This window comes from Streptomyces cellostaticus, assembly GCF_001513965.1.
In the GTDB taxonomy this organism is placed as follows: domain Bacteria; phylum Actinomycetota; class Actinomycetes; order Streptomycetales; family Streptomycetaceae; genus Streptomyces; species Streptomyces cellostaticus.
On record NZ_KQ948033.1, the window covers coordinates 45,393 to 65,907 of the forward strand.

General features: G+C 71.8%; 19 protein-coding genes and 1 pseudogene. 11 read left to right on the forward strand and 9 right to left on the reverse strand.

From position 1 onward, the window contains the following. Position 1: 1 nt before the first annotated feature. Positions 2-649 carry a MerR family transcriptional regulator gene (locus AQI88_RS29220; RefSeq protein ID WP_067004850.1) on the reverse strand — a complete coding sequence of 216 codons (648 nt, stop codon included), beginning with the start codon at positions 647-649 and terminating at the stop codon, positions 2-4. Between the two features lie 81 nt (positions 650-730). On the opposite strand from AQI88_RS29220, the gene AQI88_RS29225 reads away from it, so the two are divergent. After that, positions 731-1,249 (forward strand): DUF4188 domain-containing protein, encoded by a 519-nt coding sequence (locus tag AQI88_RS29225; RefSeq protein WP_067004852.1) that lies wholly within the window; start codon positions 731-733, stop codon positions 1,247-1,249. Between the two features lie 114 nt (positions 1,250-1,363). Here AQI88_RS29225 and ndgR read toward each other — a convergent pair whose 3' ends face one another. After that, positions 1,364-2,080 carry an IclR family transcriptional regulator NdgR gene (gene ndgR / locus AQI88_RS29230; RefSeq protein ID WP_030577649.1) on the reverse strand — a complete coding sequence of 239 codons (717 nt, stop codon included), beginning with the start codon at positions 2,078-2,080 and terminating at the stop codon, positions 1,364-1,366. Positions 2,081-2,271: 191 nt separating this feature from the next. Here ndgR and leuC point away from each other — a divergent pair, with 191 nt between their 5' ends. The 4 genes from leuC to AQI88_RS29250 all read left to right on the forward strand — a co-directional run bounded on the left by leuC (position 2,272) and on the right by AQI88_RS29250 (position 5,580). Continuing rightward, positions 2,272-3,702: a 3-isopropylmalate dehydratase large subunit gene (leuC, locus tag AQI88_RS29235; protein ID WP_067004854.1), complete on the forward strand. Its 1,431-nt coding sequence runs from the start codon at positions 2,272-2,274 to the stop codon at positions 3,700-3,702. A 5-nt stretch (positions 3,703-3,707) separates the two neighbouring features. Further along, positions 3,708-4,301, forward strand: coding sequence for a 3-isopropylmalate dehydratase small subunit (gene leuD / locus AQI88_RS29240; RefSeq protein WP_067004856.1), 594 nt, complete (start codon positions 3,708-3,710; stop codon positions 4,299-4,301). Positions 4,302-4,565: 264 nt separating this feature from the next. Then, entirely contained in the window at positions 4,566-4,796 is a 231-nt protein-coding gene (locus AQI88_RS29245; protein ID WP_067004858.1) for an SCO5555 family protein, read from the forward strand. A 136-nt stretch (positions 4,797-4,932) separates the two neighbouring features. After that, positions 4,933-5,580 carry an HU family DNA-binding protein gene (locus tag AQI88_RS29250; RefSeq protein ID WP_067004860.1) on the forward strand — a complete coding sequence of 216 codons (648 nt, stop codon included), beginning with the start codon at positions 4,933-4,935 and terminating at the stop codon, positions 5,578-5,580. A gap of 62 nt (positions 5,581-5,642) precedes the next feature. Here AQI88_RS29250 and AQI88_RS29255 read toward each other — a convergent pair whose 3' ends face one another. Both AQI88_RS29255 and cofC read right to left on the reverse strand, forming a co-directional pair. Continuing rightward, a complete protein-coding gene (locus AQI88_RS29255; RefSeq protein WP_067004861.1) occupies positions 5,643-5,846 on the reverse strand; it encodes a hypothetical protein in 204 nt (67 codons plus the stop codon). A gap of 182 nt (positions 5,847-6,028) precedes the next feature. Next, on the reverse strand, positions 6,029-6,667 hold the full coding sequence (cofC, locus tag AQI88_RS29260) for a 2-phospho-L-lactate guanylyltransferase (RefSeq protein ID WP_067004863.1): 639 nt from the start codon (positions 6,665-6,667) through the stop codon (positions 6,029-6,031). 199 nt (positions 6,668-6,866) lie between these two features. Between cofC and AQI88_RS29265 the strand changes: the two are divergent. From AQI88_RS29265 to AQI88_RS29275, 3 genes and pseudogenes are all read left to right on the forward strand, one after another. Next, positions 6,867-7,661: pseudogene (locus AQI88_RS29265) on the forward strand (lysophospholipid acyltransferase family protein); the annotation flags it as partial. Between the two features lie 197 nt (positions 7,662-7,858). Continuing rightward, positions 7,859-8,869 (forward strand): NAD(P)H-dependent glycerol-3-phosphate dehydrogenase, encoded by a 1,011-nt coding sequence (locus AQI88_RS29270; RefSeq protein ID WP_067004865.1) that lies wholly within the window; start codon positions 7,859-7,861, stop codon positions 8,867-8,869. Between the two features lie 58 nt (positions 8,870-8,927). After that, on the forward strand, positions 8,928-10,085 hold the full coding sequence (locus AQI88_RS29275; protein WP_067004867.1) for a D-alanine--D-alanine ligase family protein: 1,158 nt from the start codon (positions 8,928-8,930) through the stop codon (positions 10,083-10,085). 10 nt (positions 10,086-10,095) lie between these two features. Here AQI88_RS29275 and AQI88_RS29280 read toward each other — a convergent pair whose 3' ends face one another. Together AQI88_RS29280 and AQI88_RS29285 are read right to left on the reverse strand one after the other, a co-directional pair. Beyond that, complete coding sequence (locus AQI88_RS29280) at positions 10,096-10,611, reverse strand: DUF3515 domain-containing protein (protein WP_067004868.1); 516 nt, start codon at positions 10,609-10,611, stop codon at positions 10,096-10,098. A 20-nt stretch (positions 10,612-10,631) separates the two neighbouring features. Further along, positions 10,632-10,865, reverse strand: coding sequence for an Lrp/AsnC family transcriptional regulator (locus tag AQI88_RS29285; RefSeq protein WP_003997603.1), 234 nt, complete (start codon positions 10,863-10,865; stop codon positions 10,632-10,634). A 208-nt stretch (positions 10,866-11,073) separates the two neighbouring features. Between AQI88_RS29285 and AQI88_RS29290 the strand changes: the two genes are divergently transcribed. Together AQI88_RS29290 and thiD are read left to right on the forward strand one after the other, a co-directional pair. After that, complete coding sequence (locus AQI88_RS29290; RefSeq protein WP_067004870.1) at positions 11,074-12,039, forward strand: thiamine-phosphate kinase; 966 nt, start codon at positions 11,074-11,076, stop codon at positions 12,037-12,039. Beyond that, positions 12,036-12,845, forward strand: coding sequence for a bifunctional hydroxymethylpyrimidine kinase/phosphomethylpyrimidine kinase (gene thiD / locus AQI88_RS29295; protein WP_067004872.1), 810 nt, complete (start codon positions 12,036-12,038; stop codon positions 12,843-12,845). Before AQI88_RS29290 ends, thiD begins: the two co-directional genes overlap by 4 nt. Positions 12,846-12,950: 105 nt before the next feature. Here thiD and rpmB read toward each other — a convergent pair whose 3' ends face one another. After that, positions 12,951-13,136: a 50S ribosomal protein L28 gene (rpmB, locus tag AQI88_RS29300; protein ID WP_009190838.1), complete on the reverse strand. Its 186-nt coding sequence runs from the start codon at positions 13,134-13,136 to the stop codon at positions 12,951-12,953. Positions 13,137-13,393: 257 nt separating this feature from the next. Here rpmB and AQI88_RS29305 point away from each other — a divergent pair, with 257 nt between their 5' ends. Beyond that, the gene (locus tag AQI88_RS29305) at positions 13,394-15,067 is read left to right on the forward strand and encodes a DAK2 domain-containing protein (RefSeq protein ID WP_067004874.1); all 1,674 of its coding nucleotides are present in this window, start codon (positions 13,394-13,396) and stop codon (positions 15,065-15,067) included. A 50-nt stretch (positions 15,068-15,117) separates the two neighbouring features. Here the strand turns inward: AQI88_RS29305 and AQI88_RS43670 are convergent, their stop codons facing one another. Beyond that, positions 15,118-18,624 (reverse strand): hypothetical protein, encoded by a 3,507-nt coding sequence (locus tag AQI88_RS43670; protein WP_079057863.1) that lies wholly within the window; start codon positions 18,622-18,624, stop codon positions 15,118-15,120. Next, positions 18,624-20,450, reverse strand: coding sequence for an HSP90 family protein (locus AQI88_RS29320; protein WP_067004876.1), 1,827 nt, complete (start codon positions 20,448-20,450; stop codon positions 18,624-18,626). Before AQI88_RS29320 ends, AQI88_RS43670 begins: the two co-directional genes overlap by 1 nt. Between the last annotated feature and the right edge of the window lie 65 nt (positions 20,451-20,515).

Consider the following 20,515-nt stretch of genomic DNA (forward strand, 5'->3'; position numbering starts at 1 on the left):
GCTACTCGAAGCCGTACCGTCGCGTCGTCTCCTCCTCCTGTGCCAGGCGGTGCAGTGCCTGAAGCGCCGGCTCGTTGAGGATCGCCCCCAGGATCGCGAACTCGATCCGCTCCTCCTCCTGTGACGAGTACGCCTCCATGTTGTCCAGGTCGAGGACGGCTGTCCGGTACATCAACTCGGCGTACGGCATGAGCAGTTCGGCCCCGAAGTCGTAGCCGAGCCGGCGGAGCGCGGCCACCGTCACCACCAGTGAGCGGTACGAGGGGGAGATGCTCGTGAGCTGCTTGGCGTTCTCCCAGCCGAGCCGGTCCAGGAGCGTGCCGACCTCCTGGCGTGCAGCTTGGACGTACTCGTCGTCCTCGTCCGGCTCCGGCACCTGCGGCAGCGCCCACATCGCCGCGCCGAGGCGCATCGCGCTGCCCAGGGAGTCGTCGTCCACATGCCCGAGCACCTCGCGCACCTTCCCCACCGGCACCCGGCCCACCTGGATCATCGCCCGCACCAGCCGCAGCCGGCGCAGATGCTCCTCGTCGTACTCGGCCGTCGTGGCGTTGATCTGGTGACCCGGCGGCAACAGCCCTTCGCGCAGGTAGTACTTGATCGTCGCGGTGGACACACCGCTGCGCTCGCTCAGCTCCGCCAGCCGCATCTCTTGCGCCCTTCCTTGGTAAGTGCCACTATCCAAGCATCGCCAGAAGGATAGTGGCGCTATCTGACGAGGGGGATCGTAGTGTTCGCGAAACCGGTGCCGGGCCATACGACCGCGGCCGCCGAGGGTGATGTGGTGGTCCTGCTCATCGGCATGCGTATCAACCACTTCTGGGCGGTGCACCAGTGGCTGCCGGTCCTCCTGGCGATGCCGCGCATGCTGCGCGAGCTCCAGAAGGACCCGGAGCGCGGGCTGCTCGGCCATGTGCTGCTGACGGCCTCGCCGCGGACGTACTACGTCGTCCAGTACTGGGAGTCCAAGGAGAAGCTGTACGCCTACGCGACGTCGCCGGACATGTTCCACCACAGGGCCTGGGCGGTCCTCAACCGCATGGAGCGCAAGGGCAGGCTGCGCGGACATGTGGGCCGGTGGCACGAGACGTACATCGCGGCCGAGGGCTCCTACGAGTCGATCTACTTCGACATGCCGGCCTTCGGCCTCGCCAAGGCGCACGGCCAGGTGCCGCTGGAGCGGCGCGGCCGGTACGCGAAGGACCGGTTCGCGCACCGGTCGGCGGGGGCGGCCCGGAAGGCCGGCTGACCAGGGGGGATCCGGGGAACGGGGGACCGGGGGATCGAGGAGGGCCTGCCGCGGCGTTGGGGCAGGCCCTCCTCGGATGCGTCCGAAGGGTTCCGGCGGCGGTTCCGGTGGTGGTCAGCCCGTGCGGCGCAGGGCCTCCGACAGGCGGGCGGCGGCGTCGATGACCGCCTGGGCGTGCATACGGCCCGGGTGGCGGGTCAGGCGCTCGATGGGGCCGGAGACGGACACGGCGGCCACCACGCGGTTGGACGGGCCGCGTACGGGCGCGGAGACGGACGCCACGCCCGGTTCGCGCTCGCCGATGGACTGGGCCCAGCCGCGCCGTCGTACGCCCGACAGGGCCGTCGCCGTGAAGCGGGCGCCCTGCAGGCCCCGGTGCAGGCGCTCGGGCTCCTCCCAGGCCATCAGGATCTGTGCCGAGGAGCCGGCCTTCATCGTCAGCGTGGAGCCGACCGGGACGGTGTCCCGCAGGCCGGACAGGCGTTCCGCCGCGGCCACGCAGATGCGCATGTCACCCTGGCGCCGGTAGAGCTGTGCGCTCTCGCCGGTGACGTCGCGGAGGTGCGTGAGTACCGGGCCCGCCGTCGCCAGCAGGCGGTCCTCGCCGGCCGCCGCGGCCAGCTCGGCGAGGCGCGGTCCGAGAATGAAACGGCCCTGCATGTCGCGTGCCACCATGCGGTGGTGTTCCAAAGCCACGGCCAGGCGGTGGGCCGTGGGTCGTGCCAGTCCGGTGGCCCCGACCAGACCCGCGAGGGTGGCCGGACCGGACTCCAGAGCGCTCAGGACGAGGGCCGCCTTGTCCAGAACGCCGACGCCGCTACTGTTGTCCATGAAACGATACTCACGTCTCACTCTGTGAAACGCAAGTTCAATTTTCCGTGGAACGCGCCACCCTGGAATCACACAGCGGCCCGTGGACCAAAGGGCCTGGCAGCGGACGCCCGGAAACCCGGGGCGCGGGCGCTGCCACCTCAAAGATCTCTAGTTGGGTCGGTGGACGTTTACCGACCGGAGGGAAAGCGATGGGTAGGACACTCGCGGAGAAGGTCTGGGACGACCACGTCGTCCGGCGCGCCGAGGGCGAGCCCGACCTCCTCTACATCGATCTGCACCTGCTGCACGAGGTGACCAGCCCGCAGGCCTTCGACGGGCTGCGCAAGAGCGGCCGTCAGGTGCGCCGGCTCGACCTCACCATCGCGACCGAGGACCACAACACCCCGACGCTGGACATCGACAAGCCCATCGCGGACCCGGTCTCCCGGGTCCAGCTGGAGACGCTGCGGAAGAACGCCGCCGAGTTCGGTGTACGCCTGCACTCGCTCGGCGACGTCGAGCAGGGTGTCGTGCACGTCGTGGGCCCGCAGCTGGGCCTGACCCAGCCCGGTACGACGGTCGTCTGCGGTGACTCCCACACCTCCACGCACGGCGCCTTCGGTGCGCTGGCGTTCGGTATCGGCACCTCGCAGGTCGAGCATGTGCTGGCCACCCAGACGCTGCCGCTGGCCCGTCCGAAGACCATGGCGATCACGGTCGACGGCGAACTGCCCGAGGGCGTCACGGCCAAGGACCTGATCCTGGCGATCATCGCCAAGATCGGTACCGGCGGCGGCCAGGGCTACATCCTGGAGTACCGCGGCTCCGCCATCGAGAAGCTCTCGATGGAGGCCCGGATGACCATCTGCAACATGTCGATCGAGGCCGGTGCCCGCGCGGGCATGATCGCCCCCGACGAGACGACCTTCGCGTACATCAAGGGCCGCGCGCACGCCCCTGAGGGCGAGGACTGGGACGCCGCGGTCGCGTACTGGAAGACGCTGAAGTCGGACGAGGACGCCGAGTTCGACGCCGAGGTCGTCATCGACGCCGCGTCGCTGTCGCCGTTCGTCACCTGGGGCACCAACCCCGGCCAGGGCGCGCCGCTTTCGGCGGACGTCCCCGACCCTGCTTCGTACGAAGACGCTTCGGAGCGCCTCGCCGCCGAAAAGGCCCTGGAATACATGGGGTTGGAGGCCGGGCAGTCGCTGCGCTCCATCAAGGTGGACACCGTCTTCGTAGGCTCGTGCACCAACGGCCGCATCGAGGACCTGCGGGCCGCGGCCGCGATCGTCGAGGGCCGCAAAGTCGCCGACGGTGTACGGATGCTGGTCGTCCCGGGCTCCGCGCGGGTGGGTCTGCAGGCCGTCTCCGAGGGCCTGGACGTGGTCTTCAAGGAAGCCGGCGCCGAATGGCGGCACGCGGGCTGCTCGATGTGTCTGGGCATGAACCCGGACCAGCTGGCCCCGGGTGAGCGCTCCGCCTCCACCTCGAACCGCAACTTCGAGGGCCGGCAGGGCAAGGGCGGCCGTACGCACCTGGTGTCGCCGCAGGTCGCGGCCGCTACCGCGGTCCTGGGCCACCTCGCGTCCCCCGCCGACCTGTCCGACGCCGACACCCGTACGCCCGCTGGAGTCTGAGAATCATGGAAGCCTTCACCACCCACACCGGCCGGGCCGTCCCGCTGCGCCGCAGCAACGTCGACACCGACCAGATCATCCCTGCTCACTGGCTCAAGAAGGTCACGCGGGACGGGTTCGAGGACGGGCTGTTCGAGGCCTGGCGCAAGGACGAGAACTTCATCCTCAACCGCCCCGAGCGGCAGGGTGCCACGGTCCTGGTCGCCGGCCCCGACTTCGGCACCGGCTCCTCCCGCGAGCACGCCGTCTGGGCGCTGCAGAACTACGGCTTCAAGGCCGTGATCTCCTCCCGCTTCGCGGACATCTTCCGGGGCAACTCGCTGAAGAACGGCCTGCTCACGGTGGTTCTCGACCAGAAGGTCGTGGACGCGCTGTGGGAGCTGACCGAGCAGGACCCGACCGCCGAGATCACCGTCGACCTCGAGACCCGCGAGGTGCGTGCCGAGGGCATCACCGCCGCCTTCGAGCTGGACGAGAACTCCCGCTGGCGGCTGCTGAACGGGCTGGACGACATCTCCATCACCCTCCAGAACGAGGCGGACATCGCCACCTACGAGGGCAAGCGGCCCTCCTACAAGCCGCGCACGCTCCAGAGCTGATCCCGGGCGGCCGGACACGTCGGTTTCGGCCACCGCAACGCCCCCTCTGTACCCCCGATCACCACGATTGGGGGTACAGCCATGTCTGCACCCGAACGGCTCCGGGCGTTTGCGCAGGTCCCCTCAACTTCCCACGTTACGAAGGCTGTTGGCGGGGTAGGCGAGTGCTGTGCCCGCGACTTCCGCAAGTGCCTGGAAGGCCGTTTGAGGCGGCAGTTGCACCCTGCGCAGGCGACAACTCGCCCCAGATGGCACAATCTGTGCATGGAACACGACGGCCAACTCGAGCTCTATGCGGCGGTCGCGGACCAACTGAAGGAAGCGCACACAAGAGTGCGCGCACTGCAAGTCCCGGAGGGCGTACGGATGGCGCTGACCCGGAAGCTGCTGGTCATTACGGCCGCGGCCAAGCACGATCTCGCCGACGCGGCAAGGCGACTCGAGCGGTTCATGACGGACCTCGACGAGGGTCGGATCCCCGAAGAGGACCGCTGAACAGTCCGAGACAGCCGAGTCTGTTGCGGCACAAGGGTGATAAGCCCGTTTCGTGTTTGATTTGCGGTATATATCTGCCTAACGTGCGAAAAAGCTTGAACACTTTCGTTCTGGCGATGTCTCCGAAGGGGAAGACGTGAACAAGGCGCAGCTCGTAGAAGCGATTGCCGACAAGATGGGCGGCCGCCAGCAGGCCGCCGATGCTGTCGATCATGTCCTGGACGCCATCGTCCGCGCGGTCGTCGCGGGCGAGCGGGTCTCGGTCACCGGCTTCGGGTCCTTCGAGAAGGTGGACCGCCCCGCCCGTTACGCCCGTAACCCCCAGACCGGCGAGCGGGTTCGGGTCAAGAAGACCTCCGTGCCGCGCTTCCGTGCGGGTCAGGGCTTCAAGGACCTGGTGAGCGGCTCGAAGAAGCTCCCGCGCGGCGGCGAGGTCGCCGTCAAGAAGGCGCCCAAGGGCAGCCTGACCGGCGGGGCTGCCGCGACGGTCAAGAAGGCCGCGGCGAAGAAGGTCACCAAGGCCGCCGCGAAGAAGGTCACGGCCAAGAAGGCGGCGCCGGCGAAGAAGGTCACGGCCGCGGCGAAGAAGGCCGCCGTGAAGAAGACGACGGCCAAGAAGACCACGGCCGCCGCCAAGAAGGCCACCGCGACGAAGGCCGCCGCCAAGAAGACGACGGCCAAGAAGGCCCCGGCCAAGAAGGTCACCGCCAAGAAGGCCCCGGCCAAGAAGTCGACGGCCCGCAAGACCACCGCCAAGAAGACCACCGCCCGCAAGGCGTCGTAGGTCACCAGGGCACTCATGCCGGGCCGGACTCCCCTCGGGAGCCCGGCCCGCGGCGTATATGGCTAGAGGGTCTGGAGTGTCACGAGGGTGATCCGGACGGCCGTGCCCTCGCGCTCCGTCTCGATCCGCACCCGCTGCCCGGGCCGCAGCAGCCGCAGCCCGCCCGCGTCGAACGCCGCCGCGTCGAAGGGCACCGGGGTGCCGTCGTCGAGCAGCACCGCGCCGCTGCGGGTCTCGGGGTCGTACGTGTATGCGGTCGCCTGCATGACGGCCAGCCTAATGCCCGCCGCGTGAGGGGGCGCGCCGTTGGGGTTGAGGTGCGTTGCCGAGCGGCGGGTCCGTCGTGGCTGGTCGCGCAGTTCCCCGCGCCCCTTCGGGGTGCAGCGGCACCCCCGCGAGCGCGGGCGAGCGAAACTCACCCCCGGCCGGCCCCCCGCACCGCGCACCCTCAGGACCCCGGAATCAGCAATCTCGCCGACACCGCTGCCGTGTGCGGGCCCACCCCCAGTGCCAGTGCTGCCCGCAGGTCCTCGCCGGTGTCCACGTCCTGTCGTACCGAATCGACACCGGTGAGCCGGAGTTCCGCAGCACCGGAGGTGCGGTGCCGGGCGCGGGAATCGGTGCCGAAAACCGGACGCAGTGCGTGGTCGGGGGCCGCGGCCAGCAGGGTGGTGCCGAGTTCGGCCGCGTCCGGGAGAAATGCCCGCGGGAATTCGGCCGCCGCGTTCAGGACCCGGGACAATTCCAGCGGGCGCAGGGCCGGTAGATCGGCGTTCAGGGCCGCGACCGGGGTGCGGGGCCGCATTTCCCGTACGACGTCCGCGCCGTGCGTGAGAGCGGCGTTCAGGCCGCTTCCCGGCGCATCCGGGACGATCCGGGCGCCCAGCGCCGCCAGCTCCCGGCCGGCCAGTTCGTCGTCCGTGACGACCGCCACATCCGCGACCGCCGGACAGGCCAGCGCCGCGGCCACCGTGTCCTGGGCGAACGCGAGGGCCAGCCCCGGGCGCACTGCGTCGGCGGCGGTGTCCGCGAGCCTGCTCTTGGCCCGCGCCAGAGGCTTCAGGGGGATGACCAAGGTCCACTGCACCGGCGTACCGCCCCTCTCTTGTCGCGCTCATTGTCACCCGGCGTATCCGGCATGCCGGTATCGGGGAGGTGTGCGAAGGGCCTTGCAAGGGCGGTGTCGGGTGACGGGCGGGCGTACGGTGTTCTCGACAGACCGGCGGCCTGGGGCGACACTTGTGCGGCCCCCGGGCCCGGAGCAAGTCCTAGAGGAAGGTGTCCGCGTGTCCCGCCGCAGAATCGGGTTCTGGTACCGCTTCGCAGCGGTCCTCTGTAAACCGCCGCTGGTGATTCTGATCAAGCGGGACTGGCGTGGAATGGAGCACATTCCGGCCGAGGGTGGATTTATCACCGCGGTGAACCACAATTCCCATGTGGACCCCTTCGCGTACGCGCACTATCAGTACAACACCGGACGGGTTCCGCGATTCCTGGCGAAGAGCGGGCTTTTCAAGAAGGGATTCGTCGGCGCCGCGATGCGCGGCACCGGGCAGATCCCCGTCTACCGCGAGAGCACGGACGCGCTCAGCGCCTTCCGGGCCGCCATCGACGCCGTCGAACGCGGCGAGTGCGTCGCGTTCTACCCCGAGGGCACCCTGACCCGCGACCCGGACGGCTGGCCGATGACCGCCAAGACCGGTGCCGCGCGCGTGGCCCTGCAGACCAAGTGCCCGGTGATCCCGGTCGCCCAGTGGGGCTGCAACGAACTCCTGCCGCCCTACGCCAAGAAGCCCCACCTCTTCCCGCGCAAGACCCACCAGGTCCTCGCGGGCCCGCCCGTGGACCTCTCCCGCTTCTACGACAAGGAGATGACCGCAGACCTCCTGAAGGAGGCCACCGAGGTCATCATGGCGGCCGTCACCCGCCAGCTGGAGGAGATCCGCGGCGAGAAGGCCCCCGAGACGCCCTACGACCCGCGCCGCGAGCGGATCGAACAGCGCCGCAGGACCCGCGCGCAGACCGGGCAGGAGGCCCCCCGGCCCGGCACGGAGGCCGCGCAGGCCGGCGAGGAGGCTTCGGCCGCCGGCAAGGAAGCGTCAATGATCGGTGTAGAGGCCTCGCGGACAGGCAAGGACTCTGCACAGACGGGCACGGAAACCTCGCCGACCGGCACGGAAGCCGCGCAGGCGGGCGGGGAAGCCTCGCTGGCCGGTGCGGAAGCCGCACAGGCCGGCACGGAAGTCTCGCGCAGCGGCACGGAAGAGGAGAGCGGCAAGTGAGCAAGCCAGTCCGGGCGGCCGTGATGGGCACCGGCTCCTGGGGCACCGCCTTCGGCATGGTCCTCGCCGACGCGGGCTGCGAGGTCACCCTGTGGGCCCGCCGCCCCGAGCTGGCCGAGGCGGTCAACTCCACGCGGACCAACCCCGACTACCTGCCCGGCGTCGAGCTCCCGGAGAACCTGCGCGCCACCGCGGACGCCGCCGAGGCCCTGCGGGACGCCGACTTCACCGTCCTCGCCATCCCCTCCCAGACCCTGCGCGCCAACCTCGCCGAGTGGACCCCGCTGCTCGCGCCGGGCACCGTGCTCGTCTCGCTCATGAAGGGCGTCGAACTCGGCTCCGCCATGCGGATGAGCGAGGTCATCGATGACGTCGCCAAGGTCGGCGCCGACCGCATCGCGGTCGTCACCGGACCCAACCTGGCCCGTGAGATCGCCGCCCGCATGCCCGCCCTCGCCGTGGTCGCCTGCACCGACGAGACGGTCGCCCAGCGGCTCCAGTCGGCTTGCCACACGCCCTACTTCCGGCCGTACACGGAGACGGACGTGGTCGGTTGCGAGCTGGGCGGTGCCGTGAAGAACGTCATCGGCCTCGCCGTCGGCATCGCGGACGGCATGGGGCTCGGCGACAACGCCAAGGGCTCGCTCATCACGCGCGGCCTCGCGGAGACCGCCCGCCTCGGCGTCGCGCTCGGCGCCGACCCGCTGACCTTCTCCGGACTCGCGGGCCTGGGCGACCTGGTGGCCACCTGCTCCTCGCCGCTGTCCCGCAACCACACCTTCGGCACCAACCTCGGCAAGGGCATGACCCTGGAGGAGACCATCGCGGTCACCAGGCAGACCGCCGAGGGCGTCAAGTCCTGCGAGTCCGTGGCGGATCTGGCCCGCAGGCACGGAGTCGAGATGCCCATCACCGAGACGGTCGTGGACATCGTGCACGAGGGCAAGCCGCCGGTGGTCGCCCTCAAGGAGCTGATGTCGCGCAGCGCGAAGCCCGAACGACGCTGAGCGACCCCCTGAGTCGACGCTGTATCCGGGCTCTACCAACGGGTACTCTCAACGCGATATGAGCACCGAGAACCTCCCCCAGAGCCCTGAGCAGCCGTCCCGCAAGCCCCGCGTGGCCGTCGTGTTCGGCGGACGCAGCTCCGAACACGGGATCTCCATGGTCACCGCCGGCGCCGTCATGAGCGCCATCGACCGGACGAAGTACGACGTCCTGCCGATCGGCATCACCCGGGAAGGCCGCTGGGTGCTGACGGCCGACGAACCGGAGCGGATGGCCATCACCGGCCGCCGCCTGCCCGCCGTGGAGGAGCTGGCCGAGTCCACCGAGGGCGGCGTGGTGCTCCCGGTCGACCCCGCGAACCGCGAGGTCGTCTACAGCGAGCCCGGTTCCGTGCCCAAGGCCCTCGGCGAGGTCGACGTGGTCTTCCCGGTGCTGCACGGCCCGTACGGCGAGGACGGCACCCTCCAGGGCCTCCTGGAGCTGTCCGGGGTGCCGTACGTGGGCTCGGGTGTGCTCGCCTCGGCCGTCGGCCAGGACAAGGAGTACATGAAGCGGGTGTTCACCTCCTTCGGGCTCAAGGTCGGCCCGTACGTGGTGATCCGGCCGCGCGAGTGGGCGCAGGACGAGTCCGCGGCCCGCAAGAAGATCGTCGACTTCGCCGGCGAGCACGGCTGGCCGCTGTTCGTGAAGCCCGCGCGCGCGGGTTCGTCGATCGGCATCACCAAGGTCGACGACCTCTCCGGCCTGGACGAGGCGATCGCCGAGGCGCAGAGCCACGACCCCAAGATCCTGGTGGAGGCTGCGGTGCGCGGCCGCGAGATCGAGTGCGGTGTCCTGGAGTTCGAGGACGGCCCGCGCGCCTCCGTCCCGGCCGAGATCCCGCCGCCCGAGGCGCACGCGTACTACGACTTCGAGGCCAAGTACATCGACTCCACGCCCGGCATCGTCCCGGCCCCGCTCACCGACGAGGAGACCGCCGAGGTGCGGCGGCTCGCGGTCGAGGCGTTCGACGCGGCTTCCTGCGAGGGTCTGGTCCGCGCGGACTTCTTCCTCACCGAGGACGGCGAGTTCGTGATCAACGAGATCAACACCCTGCCCGGCTTCACGCCGATCTCGATGTACCCGCAGATGTGGCAGGCCACCGGCATCAGCTACCCGGAGCTGGTGGACCGCCTGGTGCAGGCCGCGCTGCGCCGCTCGACCGGGCTGCGCTGACCCTTCACCGTCACCTCATGGAGGCGATCCCCTTCGGGATCGCCTTTTTGACGGAGGCCGCGAGGCCGGTGAGCACCGGCGTGCCGTCCTGCGCGGACATCCCCTCGGGCAGGCTCACCTGCACATAGGCCACGCGGTTGGCCGTGGTGAACCGCCAGGTGCCGTCGCTCTGCTTCTCCATCAGCCAGTCCACGCCGTTCACCCCGCCCGGCAGGGCGTCCGCGTCACCGCCCTCGGCCACCTTGGGGTCGATCATCTTCGGCGGCCGTACGACACCGCAGCGCAGTATGATCGCCGGGCCTCCCCAGGCCGCCGTGTAGGCGGACCGGGGTGCGGGGTCGTCACGGCTCCGTCCGTCGAGCTTCTCCGGCAGCGCCCGGTGCAGATCCCGGCACACCGGCGCCGTCCTGGCGTCGGGGCTGGGAACCGCGACCGTGGCGCTGTCGTCTGCTGAGGAGCAGCCCGCGGCCGCGATCAGCAGTGCGGGCGCGAGCAGGCCGAGAGGCCGGTGACGGAAGATGTTCACCGGCCAAGGGTAGACGGGGGCTACAGATGCACGACCGGACAGGTCAGGGTGCGGGTGATGCCGTCCACTTGCTGGACCTTCGCGACCACCATGCGACCGAGGTCGTCGACCGTGTCGGCCTGGGCGCGCACGATGACGTCGTACGGTCCCGTCACGTCCTCGGCCTGGATCACTCCAGGGATCTTGCTGATCGTCTCGGCGACGGTCGACGCTTTGCCGACCTCCGTCTGGATCAGGATGTACGCCTGTACCACGGAACCTCCAGGGCGGCCACGAGGATCATGTGGGGAAAAGGAACGCCACGGTATCGCGTCGCCGCTCCCCGCGGGGAGACCTGCGGGAACCGGGCTTGCGCGCCAGGGTGCAGGCACGACAGAAGTTGACGGTCGTCACCTCGACCGTATCGGGGACACTGATGACGCGCGACCGGGCACGGCAAGGGACAGAAGGGGAGCAAGGGTAATGAAGGGCACTGTTGGTGAGCTCGGGGAGTTCGGGCTCATCAGGGAGCTCACCTCCCGTCTGACCACCACCCCGGCGGTCCGGGTCGGCCCCGGCGACGACGCCGCGGTGGTCGCCGCGCCCGACCGCCGGGTGGTGGCGAGCACCGACATCCTGCTGGAGGGCCGGCACTTCCGCCGTGACTGGTCCACGGCGTACGACGTGGGACGCAAGGCGGCCGCGCAGAACCTCGCGGACATCGCCGCGATGGGCGCCGTACCGACCGCGCTGCTGCTCGGCCTGGTCGTCCCGGCCGAACTCCCGGTCACCTGGCCCAGCGAGCTGATGGACGGCCTGCGCGACGAGTGCCAGGTCGCGGGCGCCTCCGTGGTCGGCGGGGACGTCGTACGCGGGGACACGATCATGGTGTCGATCACCGCGCTCGGCGATCTGCGCAACCAGGAGCCGGTGACCCGGGCCGGCGCCCAGCCCGGCGACCTCGTGGCCGTCACGGGCTGGCTGGGCTGGTCCGCGGCCGGCTACGCGGTGCTCTCCCGCGGCTTCCGCTCCCCGCGCGCCTTCGTGGAGGCCCACCGGCGCCCCGAGCCGCCGTACCACGCGGGCCCGGCCGCCGCCGCGCTCGGTGCGACCGCGATGTGCGACGTGAGCGACGGGCTGATCGCCGACCTCGGGCACATCGCCGAGGCCAGCAAGGTCCGCATCGACATCCGCTCCGGCGCGATCGACATCCCGACCCAGATGAACGACATCGGGCAGGCCGTCGGCGTGGATCCGCTCCAGTGGGTGCTGACCGGGGGAGAGGACCACGCGATCGTGGCGACCTTCCCGCCGGACGCCAAGCTCCCGGCCCGCTGGAAGGTCATCGGCGAGGTCCTCAACCCCTCGGCGCTGCCCCAGGTGACCGTCGACGGCGCGCCCTGGACCAGCAAGGGCGGCTGGGACCACTTCGGGGACATCGAGTCGTGAGCACCGTCGAAACACCGCCGAGGGTGCTCACGGTGGCCGGTTCGGACTCCGGCGGCGGCGCCGGCATCCAGGCCGACCTGAAGACGATGCTCATGCTCGGCGTGCACGGGATGAGCGTGATCACGGCCGTGACCGCGCAGAGCTCCCTGGGCGTGCAGGGGGCTTGGGAGCTGCCGGTGGAGGCCGTACGGGCGCAGTACCGCGCCGTCGTGGACGACATCGGCGTGCAGGCCGTGAAGACCGGGATGCTCGCCTCGGCCGAACTGGTCGAGGCGGTCGCGGAGTTGATCTCCGGCACGGACGCGCCGGCCGTGGTGGACCCGGTGGGCGTCTCCAAGCACGGGGACCCGCTGCTGGCCGCCTCCGCGCTGGACTCGGTCCGCACGAAGCTGCTCCCGGCGGCGACCGTGGCCACCCCGAACCTTGATGAGGTGGCCCAACTCACAGGGGTACAGGTCGAGTCCGAGGACGATCTACGACGGGCCGCGGACGCCGTGCTGGAGTACGGTCCGCGCTGGGTGCTGATCAAGGGCGGGCATCTGCCCGGGGACGTCGCCGTGGACCTGCTGACGGACGGCACCGACGAGTATCGGCTGCGTTTCCCCCGCCAGGACAACCGGCACACCCACGGCACGGGCTGCACGCTGGCGTCCGCGGTCGCGGCAGGGCTGGCGAAGGGACTCTCGGTGCCGTTGGCGGTGGCGGGGGCCAAGGACTATGTCACCAAGGCGATCAAGGCGGGATTCCCGCTGGGCGCGGGGATCGGGCCGGTGGACCACGGTTGGTGGCTGCGCAAGCAGAAGTGATGTGCAGCAGAAGTAATGTGCCCGGGCACGGCAAAAAGCCGGTCCACCCGCAGGTGGACCGGCTCAGTGCAGCGAACCAGCTGTGGCCGCGCGCTTAGCTGTGCGTCAGCGCGAGACCTTGCCGGCCTTGATGCACGAGGTGCAGGCGTTCACGCGCTTCGGCGTCCCGCCGACCACGGTACGCACACGCTGGATGTTCGGGTTCCAGCGGCGGGACGTACGGCGGTGCGAAAACGAGATGTTGTTGCCGAAGCCCGGCCCCTTGCCGCAGACGTCGCAGTTGGCAGCCACGGGTCACTCCAAAGACTTCAGATGCACTTACGGATGATCCCGGCAGGCCGGGATCGAGATCGCAGGATCAGAGATCTGAGTGGCGTTGCCAGGGGAATAGCCCGATGTGGATCGGGCAACCGGAGCAGCATACAACGACTGCGCCAGCACAACGAAACTACCATGGCAGCTCAGGGGCCCGCTCCCGGCCCTCTTCCGGAGGACACCACTCCGGGGTCTACGCTGCGTCCGACGTCCAGCCAGCCAGGGAGGCGCAGGTGCCGCAGGTGCCGCAGACATTCTTCGATGCTCTCGCGGTGCGCACCTGGTGCGGTCTGGCACTCGGGGCACTGGGGCGGGCGCGCGAGGAGATCGACGCGATCAACGTCTATCCGGTGGCCGACGGGGACACCGGGACGAACCTGTACCTGACCCTGGAGTCGGCGGCGACCGCCGTGGAGGCCGTGTTCGCCGGGTACGAGACGGGGGCGCAGAAGCCTTCGCTCGCGGACGCCGTGCATGCGATGGCCCACGGGGCGCTCATCGGGGCCCGGGGCAACTCCGGGACGATCCTCGCCCAGCTGCTGCGGGGCATGGCCCAGGTGCTCGCGGACGACGCGTCTCACATCGACGGTGCGCGGCTGAGGCTGGCCCTGCGCCGGGCCGCCGACTCCGCCCGCCAGGCCGTGGCCCATCCGGTCGAGGGCACGGTGCTGACGGTCGCCTCGGCCGCCGCGGACGCCGCCGAGGGAGCCGAAGGGGACTGCGGGACGGTCGCGCGGGCCGCCTACGAGGGTGCCTGGGCGGCCCTGGCGGCTACTCCGGGCCAGCTGGCCGTGCTGAAGCGGGCCGGGGTGGTCGACGCGGGCGGCCGGGGGCTGGTGGCGGTGCTGGGGGCGCTGGTGGAGGCGTTCACGGGGGAGGCGGTGCAGGAGGCCGCCCCGAAGGCAGCGGAAGCCGTTTCTGGCGCGTACGCACGCGTGGAGGCCGTTTCCGAGGCGGGTCTGTGCGCCGAGAGCGCCGAGGACGGCGGACCCGCCTACGAGGTGATCTATCTCCTGGAGGCCGGCGACGAGGCCGTGGCCCGGCTGCGGGAGCGGCTCGACGCCCTCGGGGACTCCCTCGTCGTGGTCGGCGGCGACGGGCTGTGGAACGTCCATGTGCACGTCGACGACGCGGGTGCCGCCGTGGAGGCGGGCGTCGAGGCCGGGCGGCCGTACCGGATAAGGATCACGCACTTCGGGCTCGGTGACGTGCACACGGGCGGCGAGCGCCCGCCGCGCGAGCGCGCCCAGCGGGCCGTCGTCGCCGTCGTGCCCGGGGAGGGCCTGGCGGGGCTGTACGGCGAGGCCGGCGCGACCGCGGTCCTCGCGCGCCCCGGGGAGCCGCCCGCCAGCGGGGAGCTGGTGCAGGCCGTACGGCGCGCCCACGCGCGCGAGGTCGTGCTGCTGCCCAACGACGCCGAACTGCGCCACACGGCCGCAGCAGCCGCCGAGCAGGCCCGCACCGAGGGCATCCGCGTGGCTCTGATCCCGACCCGCTCGGCGGTGCAGGGCATCGCGGCGCTCGCCGTGCACGAGCCGGAGCGCCGCTTCGACGAGGACGTCGTCCAGATGACCTCGGCGGCGGGCGCCACCCGCTACGCCGAGGTTCTCGTCGCCGAACACCAGTCCTGGACGACGGCCGGCATCTGCCAGGCCGGGGACGTCCTCGGCCTGATCGACGGCGACGTGGCGGTGATCGGCGCGGACGTCACGGCCACCGCCGAGACCGTCCTGGACCGCATGCTCCAGGCCGGCGGCGAGCTGGTCACCCTCGTCGTCGGCGACGAGGCACCGCCGAGCGTCGCCGACCACCTGGAGGCACGCGTACGCGAGTCCTACCTTGCCGTGGACACGGTGGTGTACCGCGGCGGCCACCAGGGAGCACTCCTCCTCATCGGCGTGGAGTGAGCGGGCGCGCGCTGTTGCTCATCGGCGTCGGGTGAGCGGGCGCGCGCTGCTCACTGTTCCGTTTCCGCCAGCTGGAGCATCTGGGTTGCCTCCGCCCGTCGTGCCTCGGCTGTCTCGTCCGGCTCGTCGGTGGCCTCGTAGGCCGCGAGTACGCCACGCGCGCGTGCCGCTGCCTCGGCGGGGCGGCCGAGGTCGGCCTCCAGCCAGCCCGCGGCCAGTTCGGCGCCGGTACGGCTGTGCAGCCCGCCCGCGCCGAGCGAGCCGAACAGCGCGGCCGCGCGGTCCATCTGCGTCAGCGCGTCCTCGAACGCGGCCTGGATCACCTCGTCCTCGGCCTCTTCTGCCCCTTCGGCCTCCTCGGCGGCCGAGCGGGCCAGAAGGTCGCCGAACTGCCGGTGCGTGTTGCCGAGTTCGGCGGTGAGCTGCTCCCGGGCCACCGGGTCCCCGGCGGCCTCCAGAGCGCGCTCGCACTCCCGAACCGCGTCCGCCATCACCTCCCGCGCGGACCCCGCCCCGGACTCCCCGCGCAGCGCCAGCCACGCGCGGGCACGCAGCGAGCGGACGAGGAAGTGCGGGTTGCCGAGCGAGCGCCACAGCTCGCCCGCGCGCGCGTAGGCCCGGTCCGCCTCGTCCAGCAACCCGGCGTTGCTCAGGGACTCGGCGGCAAGGTGGGCGAGCGTGGCGTGATCCTGCTGCTCGGGCCAGTGCCGGGCGAGCTCGGCGGCCTGGAGCCGGCGTTCGGCGGCCGCCCGGTGCTCGCCCAGCTCGCTCAGGCAGTCCCCGAGCCACCACTGCGCCTGGACGACGGCCCCGTCGCCGTGCGTCTCGGCGGACAGGTCGGGCAGCGTTGACTCCAGCACTTCGGCGGCCTCCGCGCACCGCCCCTGGTGCAGCAGGAAGCCGCCCAGCTGGTGCCGTGCCCAGGCACCCAGCGTGGCGCTCTCGCCCGCCTCGTCGGCCCAGTGCGCGGCCTCCAGGGCGTGCTCCGCGGCTTCGGCGGGCTCCCCCCGGCCGCCGACCACCTCGGCGAGCTGGAGATGCAGCTGGGCCCGCCCGGCCGGCTCCAGGTACGGCCCGCCGTGCTCCAGGGCGGCCCGCAGCGCCCGCTCCGCCTCGCCCAGGTCGCCGAGCTGATGGGCCAGCGCCGCGGCGTGCACCTCGTGCTCGACCGCGGACCACGGCAGCCCGGCCGCCACGTACTCCGCGGCGGCCCGCCGGAACAGCCGCGCCGCCCGCCCGGCCGCGCCGGACCTCTCGGCCAGCTCGGCCAGCATCGCCCGCGCCTCGGCGCCCCGCGCCGCCAGCCGCACCTCGTCCCCGGCCCGCCCGCCGACAAGCGCCAGCACCTCACGCACGGCCTGCTCTGCGTCCGCGAGGGGGCCGCGAACGTGCCCACCGTCCGAGTGGGCATGCGACGCCGGTCGCTGAGCGCCGACGCCTGCCTGTGCGGCGTCCGAGCCCACGTGCCCGGCACCCCAGCCGGCGCCCTCGGTGTTCGCGTCGGCCGAGTCGGCCCCCGGTCCCGGTGCCTGAGCTTCCGTGCCTGCCTGTGCGGTGCCCGGGCCGGCCTGCCCGGCGTTCGCGTTCGTGCCCTTGGCGTCCGAGCCCGGGTGCCCGGCGCCCCAGTCGGCGCCTTCGGTGTTCGCGTCGGCCGAGTCGGCCCCCGGTCCCGGTGCCTGAGCTTCCGTGCCTGCCTGTGCGGTGCCCGGGCCGGCCTGCCCGGCGTTCGCGTTCGTGCCCTTGGCGTCCGAGCCCGGGTGCCCGGCGCCCCAGTCGGCGCCCTCGGTGTTCGGGTCGGCCGAGTCGGCCCCCGGTCCCTGAGCTTCCGTGCCTGCCTGTGCGGCGTCCGAGCCCGGGTGCCCGGCATCCGAGCCGGTGCCCTTGGTGTTCGGGTCGGCTGAGTCGGCCCGCGTGCCCGGTCCCTGAGCTCCCGCGCTCGATTCCTCCGCAGCCCCCAGCGCATCCGGTGTCATCTCGTGGACCCGGTGCATCAGGATGCGTGCTCGGCTCATCAGTACCGACGCCGTCTGGCGTACCCCGGTGGCCTCCTCGGCGTACAGGGCGAGTGCCTCGTCGTAGAGCTCGGCGACCGTTGTCAGTGCCGCGTCCACCTCGCCCGTCAGGGCGCGCATGTACGCGCCACGCGCGCGTGCCGCCAGTGCCTCCCCGGGGTCGCCCGCCTCCGCGTACAGCGCGGCAGCGCGGTCGAACAGGGCGATGCCCTCGGGGCCGCGGGCCATCGCCTCGTGATCGGTCATCTCCGCGCGGTCGCGCGCGTCCAGTTCGACGCCCTCGGCGGCCCGCGCGACCGCCGCCCACGCCTCCAGGGCGTGCGGCTGGAGGGAGCCGGACAGCCGGCGCGCCTCGGTGAGCAGCGCGGACAGGTCGGGCGAGGAGGGGACCTCGGGCGCCGGGGGTGTGGGCGAGGGCGCCGGCGTGGAGCGCACCGTCCGCACCCCCAGGGGCAGCCGCTCCACCAGCGGGCGCTGCGCCATGCGCGCGCGGGCGCGGTCGCCGACGTACGACGTGCCGTTGCGCGTGTCGAACCGCTGGGCCAGTTCCAGGGCCTCCGCGCGCGCGTGCGCGGCCAGTTCGTGTGCGGTCCATGTCCGCCCGGCAGGGCCCGGCACCTGCCGCTCGCCCAGCCCCAGCTCGGTCAGCCGGTCCATCAGCAGGGTCACCACGGCCATGTAGTCCAGCCGGCTGCGCGGCTGCCCGGTGTCGGTGAAGTACGCCGGCCGCTCGGCGAGCAGTTCCAGACCGCGCGCCTCGTTCCCGGTCAGCGCGCAGAACTCCACGTGGTCGGCGTAGGCGCCCCGCATGCTCTCCATGGGGCGGACGAGGCGGAAACCCCGCAGATGGTGGGCGCGGGCCTCGTCCAGGCGGCCCAGCCGCAGCAGCGGGGTGAGCGAGGAGGCGAGCACCGTGTGCGGCTCGTGGGCGCAGCTGTACTCGCCCTCCAGCACCGGCCGCCACAGCTCCAGTGCCTCGGCCTCCCGGCCGCGCCTGACCTGCCACACGCCCTGCCCGTGGAGCTCGCAGGCGTGGCAGTCGGCCATCCGGTCCCGGTCCGCGGCCAGCCAGGCGGCGTACGCCCGTTCCGCGCGCGCCAGGTCGCCGACGTGCGCGGCCACACTGAACTCGGCGCTGCGCACCGCCCGTTCGGAGTGCCCGGCGAGCCGGTAGCGGTGCTCCATCTCGCCGAGCCACTTCTCGATCGAGGCGAGCGGGATGTGCGGCTGGTCCAGCATGCCCGCCGACACCCACTTGAAGACCCAGTACAGGGAGTGCGTCTCGTACTCGTCGAAGTCCTCGGGCCGCTCGTCCCACAGGCGCAGCAGCCGCGCGAACGGGACGAACATCCGGTCCTTCTCGGAGCTGTAGTTGTAGACCTTCAGCTGGTGCCCGAGCGCCTCGATCACGGCGAGCGGGATGTTCAGCTTCTCGGCCTCCGCGAGCAACTGCTCCGCGCGCGCGTTGCGCGCCGGGCCCTCCGGCTGCTCGGAGTTCTCCGCCATCGCCCGGCGCAGTGCGTCGAAGTCCGTCAACTCGCCCATCAGCGACCGTCCTCCCGGTGCGTGGCCCACTCCAGGAGGCCGATGAACGCCCGGTTCAGCAGCGCGGAGTCGGCCGGCCTGAGCGGCCGCTGCGCCATCAGCAGCGCCTGCCCGTACAGCGACTCGGTGGCGGTGCCGATCAGTTCCGGGTCGCCCAGTGAACTGATCCTGCGGATCAGCGGGTTGAGGTGGTTGAGCACCAGACGCGCGCGCGGGGCGCTGCCGCGCAGCGAGCCCAGGATGCCCGCCCACAGGTCGTCGGCCTGCTCCTCGGCCTCCGCTCGCGCCTGCTCGTGCCGGGCGGCCCGGTCGTCCAGGTGCAGCGCGGGCACGGACAGCGGATGGAAGGCGCGCAGGACGACGTCACAGCCCAGCGGGTCGAGTTTCGCGCGCGCGGCCGCCAGGAAGCCGGACAGCGCCAGCTCCTCGGCCGGGTCCACCGCGTCCAGGTGGGCGGTCGCGGTGTCCGCGTCCAGCTCGGCGACCACCGTCCCCGGCCGCACCGACGGCAGCGCCTCGACCAGCTCGCTGTCGTACGTGTAACCGCCGTTGATCACGCCGACACCCTGCGCCGAGGCGATCGGGGCGACCTGCCGGTACTCCTCGACCGTCCGCGTGAAGTGCACCACCGGGTGCCGCTGCGCGAACTCCTCCAGGGACAGCTGCCCGTCGGTCGTCTCGAACGGCAGCCACGGCAGCATCGTGCGGAGCATGTCGCTGTCGTGCCGGGCCAGGGACTTCACGCCCAGGTGGTGCACGGCGAGGAACGCGGCCAGCCGTTCCGGATCGCCGGCCGCGAGCCCGGTCAGCCAGGACCGAATCCTTTCGCCGAGCGCCTCCCGTACGGCGGCGAGCGTCTCGTCCTCGTACAGCGACTCGCGCGAGGCCGTGGGCCGCAGGCTGTCGGTGTCCAGGACACAGCGCACGAAGAACGCCCAGTCGGGCAGCAGCTGTTCGGCCCGCTCGGTCAGCAGCATGCCCTTGAGGTGCACACGGTGCGTGGCCCGCTGCGCCGGGCTGACCGCCGCCGGCAGCACGTAAGCCGCCCCGCGGATCCCGGCCAGCGGCACGTCCAGGTCGATCGAGTCCAGCGGGGTGAAACCGAACAGTTCGTGGCAGTGCCGGGCCAGCGCCACCCTTCTCGTGGCGGGACTGGGGTAGGAGCGGTCCCAGGGCGCCGGGAGGTCCGTGACGGCCTCCTCGCCCACCCGGATGTCGTACGGCAGCAGCGAGCCGAAGTCCCGGGCGAGCGCGAGCACCCGCGGCTCGGCCAGCCACTCGGCCGCACCGGCCCGCGCCGTCAGATGCACGGTGGTGCCCGGCTCGGGGCGCGCCGAGCCGGGCAGCGTGCGCACGGTGTACGAGCCGTCGTCGCTCGCCGTCCATTCGACCGGCGGTGCCTCGGGCGTACGGGCGCTGCGGCTGACCACCCGGATCCGCTCGGCGACCACGAAGCAGGCCAGCAGGCCGATGCCGAACTGGCCGAGGAAGTCGGACCGGGCCTCCTGAAGCCCGTCGGCCCGCTTGGAACTGCGGCCGATGGTCGCCAGCAGGCTGTGCACGTCCGACTCGGTGAGTCCGACGCCGCTGTCCTCCACCCGCAGGGAACCGTCCGCGGCCCACAGCCGCACCCGAGCCGGGGCGCCGGGCTCCTCGGCCTGCCGGGCGGTGATGGCGTCCACGGCGTTCTGCAGCAGCTCGCGCAGATAGACCTTGGGGCTGGAGTAGAGGTGATGGGAGAGCAGGTCCACCAAACCACGCAGGTCGACCTGGAACGTATGAGGTGACTGGGATGCCTGGGATGACTGTGAGGTCTGGGAGTCCATCGTCGCAGCGCCGGTGGGGGGAGGGAGCATTCGGCGCGGGGTCGGGCGGTCCCGGATGGGGCGGT

Excerpts from the sequence above, each read along its gene's own strand:
- AQI88_RS29275 (WP_067004867.1), top strand. The coding sequence starts at position 8,928 with ATGAGCACCGAGAACCTCCCCCAGAGCCCTGAGCAGCCGTCCCGCAAG.
- AQI88_RS29255 (WP_067004861.1), bottom strand. The coding sequence starts at position 5,846 with ATGCAGGCGACCGCATACACGTACGACCCCGAGACCCGCAGCGGCGCG.
- AQI88_RS29290 (WP_067004870.1), top strand. The coding sequence starts at position 11,074 with ATGAAGGGCACTGTTGGTGAGCTCGGGGAGTTCGGGCTCATCAGGGAG.
- AQI88_RS29245 (WP_067004858.1), top strand. The coding sequence starts at position 4,566 with ATGGAACACGACGGCCAACTCGAGCTCTATGCGGCGGTCGCGGACCAA.
- AQI88_RS29320 (WP_067004876.1), bottom strand. The coding sequence starts at position 20,450 with ATGGACTCCCAGACCTCACAGTCATCCCAGGCATCCCAGTCACCTCAT.
- ndgR (WP_030577649.1), bottom strand. The coding sequence starts at position 2,080 with ATGGACAACAGTAGCGGCGTCGGCGTTCTGGACAAGGCGGCCCTCGTC.
- leuC (WP_067004854.1), top strand. The coding sequence starts at position 2,272 with ATGGGTAGGACACTCGCGGAGAAGGTCTGGGACGACCACGTCGTCCGG.
- AQI88_RS29220 (WP_067004850.1), bottom strand. The coding sequence starts at position 649 with ATGCGGCTGGCGGAGCTGAGCGAGCGCAGCGGTGTGTCCACCGCGACG.
- AQI88_RS43670 (WP_079057863.1), bottom strand. The coding sequence starts at position 18,624 with ATGGGCGAGTTGACGGACTTCGACGCACTGCGCCGGGCGATGGCGGAG.
- leuD (WP_067004856.1), top strand. The coding sequence starts at position 3,708 with ATGGAAGCCTTCACCACCCACACCGGCCGGGCCGTCCCGCTGCGCCGC.